Here is a 3,298-nt window from a genome sequence, read left to right on the forward strand (position 1 = left end):
ATGAAGTTATTGCCATGACACGCCGATCCGAGCGGCAATAACTTCATGATCACCGAGGGTGGGGGCCGGGGTGGGGGGCCCGGGGTGGGGGGTGGTTAGGGGGCGGCGAGGATTCGGGGTAGGGCGGTTAGGGCGCGGTCGATGTCCGCGTCGCTGAGGCCCAGGTGGGTGACCAGCCGGGCGGTACGCGGGCCGAGCACCGAGATCAGTACGCCCTCGGCCCGCGCCGCGGCGGCCAGGGCCCGTGCGTCCAGGGTGTGCTTGGTGAGGTCCAGTGCGACCAGGTTGGTACGGACCGTGGTGGCCAGCACACCGAACGGCGCGACCGCGTCGGCGAGCCGGGCCGCCTTCGCGTGGTCGTCGGCCAGCCGGTCGATGTGCTGTGCGAGCGCGTACCGACCGGCGGCGGCGAGAACGCCGGCCTGACGCATGCCACCGCCCATCCGCTTGCGGATCAGCCGGGCACGTTCGATCTTCTCCGCGCTGCCCACCACCAGCGAACCGACCGGCGCGCCAAGCCCCTTCGAGAGGCACACCGACAGCGTGTCGAAGAGCCGGCCGTACTCGATCAGCGGCACCCGGTCGGCGACGTGCGCGTGCCAGATCCGGGCGCCGTCACAGTGCAGCGCGACGCCCGCCTCGTCGGCGACCCGGCGCAGATCCCGCAGGGTCGCCAGCGGAATCACCCCGCCACCGCCGCGATTGTGGGTCTGCTCGACGGCGATCGCGCGGGTGGGGACGGTGAAGTAGCCGTCCGGCCGGATCATCCCGGCCACCACCTCCGGGTCGATGTCCGCGCCCACCGCGGGCCAGGTCCGCGAGGAGATCCCGCCGTACGCGGCCGCAGCACCGACTTCGTACGTGACCACGTGCGCGTCGGCGTCGCAGAGCAACTCGTCACCCGGCGACACCAACAGTTGCAGCGCGATCTGGTTCGCCATCGACCCACTCGGGGCGAACAGCGCCGCCTCGTGCCCGAACAACGCGGCGACCTCGGCTTCGAGGGCGTTGACGGTCGGGTCCTCGCCGTAGACGTCGTCACCGACCTCGGCGGCGGCCATCGCCTCCCGCATCCCGGCGGTGGGCCGGGTCACCGTGTCGGACCGCAGGTCAACAAGATCAGCCACGGAGCATCTCCGCCACGAGGAACGCCAACTCCAACGACTGCTGGGTGTTCAGTCGCGGGTCGCAGGCGGTCTCGTACCGGTCGGGCAGGTCGAGATCCTCGATGCCCTGAGCGCCGCCGAGGCACTCGGTGACGTCCTCACCGGTCAACTCGACGTGCAGGCCACCGGGGTGGGTGTCCAGCCCTCGGTGCACCTCGAAGTAGCCCAGCACCTCGTCGACGATCCGGTCGAAGTGCCGGGTCTTGTAGCCGTTTGACGACTCGTGCGTGTTGCCGTGCATCGGGTCGCACTGCCAGACCACCTTGGCACCGGCGGCGGTGACCTTGGCCACGATCGGCGGCAGGGCGTCGCGTACCCGGTGGTTGCCCATCCGACTGATCAGGGTGAGCCGACCGGGGATGTTGTCCGGGTTGAGCTTCTCGCACAGCTCGATCGCCTCGTCCGGGGAGGTGGTCGGGCCGAGCTTGACCCCGATCGGGTTGGCGATCCGGGAGATGAAGTCGATGTGCGCCCCGCTGATCTGCCGGGTGCGCTCGCCGATCCAGAGGAAGTGCCCGGAGAGCCCGTACGCCCGACGGTCGGACACCCGGGTGAGCGCCCGGTCGTACTCCAGGGCGAGGGCCTCGTGGGAGCAGTAGAGCGTGACGGTGCGCAGCGCCTCGTCGTCGGTCATGCCGCAGGCCCGGATGAAGGCCAGCGCGCGGTCGATCTCCCGGGCGATCGCCTCGTACCGCTCCCCCGCCGGGGAGTTCTTCACGAAGCCCTTGTTCCAGTCGTGCACCGCGTGCAGGTCGGCGAGCCCGCCTGCGAGGTACGCCCGGAGCATGTTCATCGCCGCCGCCGAGTTGGCGTACGCGCGGATCATGCGCTGCGGGTCGGCGACCCGGGCGGCCGGGTCGGCCTCCAGCGAGTTGATCATGTCGCCGCGGTACGCGGGCAGGCCGCGCGCGTCGGTCGGCAGCGAGCGGGGCTTGGTGTACTGCCCGGCGACCCGGGCGACCTTGACCACCGGCAGCGACGCGCCGTAGGTGAGCACGATCGCCATCTGAAGCAGGGTGCGGGCGTTGGCCAGCAGGTGGCTCTCGGTGTTGTCCACGAACGTCTCGGCGCAGTCACCGCCCTGGAGCAGGAACGCCTTGCCCTCGCAGACCAGGGCCAGCTTCTGCCGCAGCTGGTCCACCTCGTAGGGCGCGACGACCGACGGCACGGTGTCGAGGACCTTGCAGACCGCGGCCACGGCAGCCGGGTCGGACCACGGCGGGACCTGCTCGCGGGGCAGCTCCCGCCATCGGTCCAGGCCGAGCGCGGCGTCCTCGGCGGAGTCGACTGTCGGTCGGCTGGTCTGCAGGCCCGGGCTGCTCACCGCGGGATGGCTCAGCTGATGCCACTCATGGCGCATGACAGAAAGCGTACGGCGACGGTCGGGGTGGCCGGGCGGCGAGGGGGACGGTTCCGGCAGATGGGAGATCAATCGGCCGGGCGCTGGTCAGGACGCGGGGGTGGGAGCGACGCCGGTCGGCGTCGGGGCGTCCGGCGCTTCCCCGGCGATGCACCAGTCGCTGCCGTCCCGGGTGACGGTGAAGACCAGCGGCCGGGAGACGGTGCGCTTGCCGACCGCGACCGAGACCGAGACGCGGACTTCCTGCCCGAGCGGACCGGACCGGATGTCGGTGATGGACGCCTCCGGCACCTGGAAGTGGTCGGCGAAGTCACCGTTGGGGCCGGTGGCGCCCAGGTCGAAGCCGTCGTGCAGCAGCGCGCAGAGCTGACTGCGGCCGGCGGCGACGTCCTTGGCCGCCATCGCGTCGAGGTACGCCTGCACGCGCTCCCGGGAGCGGGTGGCGGCCTCCTCGGCGGGGGCTCGGGCCGGTTTGGCCGCGGACTCTTCCTCGTCCCCGCCGCCGATCCCGCAGCCGACCAGGGCGACCGGCAGCAGCAGGAACCCGGCGGCGGTCGCCGCCAGCCTGCGGTAGGTCCGGTGCATGATCACCTCCGTTGGCGGTGAGATCGAGACGTGCCGAGCCGCGAGTCTGCCACATCCAGCTGACCGAGCCCAACGACGGCGGTCCGGTCGACGCTGGGCGTCGACCCCACACCCCGTTATCGGCCCCGGCCGCTCCCTGGTGGGCCCCAACACCCCCGGCGGCGGGGGCGACGCCCCCCCCGGCAAC

3 protein-coding genes are annotated in these 3,298 nt (G+C 71.8%); all 3 read right to left on the reverse strand.

All coding sequences use genetic code 11. The features are described from left to right. Positions 1–95: 95 nt before the first annotated feature. The 3 genes from ABZU52_RS32200 to ABZU52_RS32210 all read right to left on the reverse strand — a co-directional run bounded on the left by ABZU52_RS32200 (position 96) and on the right by ABZU52_RS32210 (position 3,111). Positions 96–1,127 (reverse strand): GntG family PLP-dependent aldolase, encoded by a 1,032-nt coding sequence (locus tag ABZU52_RS32200; protein WP_354974682.1) that lies wholly within the window; start codon positions 1,125–1,127, stop codon positions 96–98. Next, a complete protein-coding gene (locus ABZU52_RS32205; RefSeq protein WP_124853452.1) occupies positions 1,120–2,526 on the reverse strand; it encodes a class II 3-deoxy-7-phosphoheptulonate synthase in 1,407 nt (468 codons plus the stop codon). Before ABZU52_RS32205 ends, ABZU52_RS32200 begins: the two co-directional genes overlap by 8 nt. Before the next feature lie 87 nt (positions 2,527–2,613). After that, a complete protein-coding gene (locus ABZU52_RS32210; protein WP_354974683.1) occupies positions 2,614–3,111 on the reverse strand; it encodes a nuclear transport factor 2 family protein in 498 nt (165 codons plus the stop codon). Between the last annotated feature and the right edge of the window lie 187 nt (positions 3,112–3,298).

This window comes from Micromonospora sp. NPDC005220, assembly GCF_040607895.1.
GTDB lineage: Bacteria > Actinomycetota > Actinomycetes > Mycobacteriales > Micromonosporaceae > Micromonospora.

Bases quoted from the DNA above. Each gene is read 5' to 3' on its own strand.
- ABZU52_RS32205 (WP_124853452.1), bottom strand. From the start codon at position 2,526: ATGCGCCATGAGTGGCATCAGCTGAGCCATCCCGCGGTGAGCAGCCCG.
- ABZU52_RS32210 (WP_354974683.1), bottom strand. From the start codon at position 3,111: ATGCACCGGACCTACCGCAGGCTGGCGGCGACCGCCGCCGGGTTCCTG.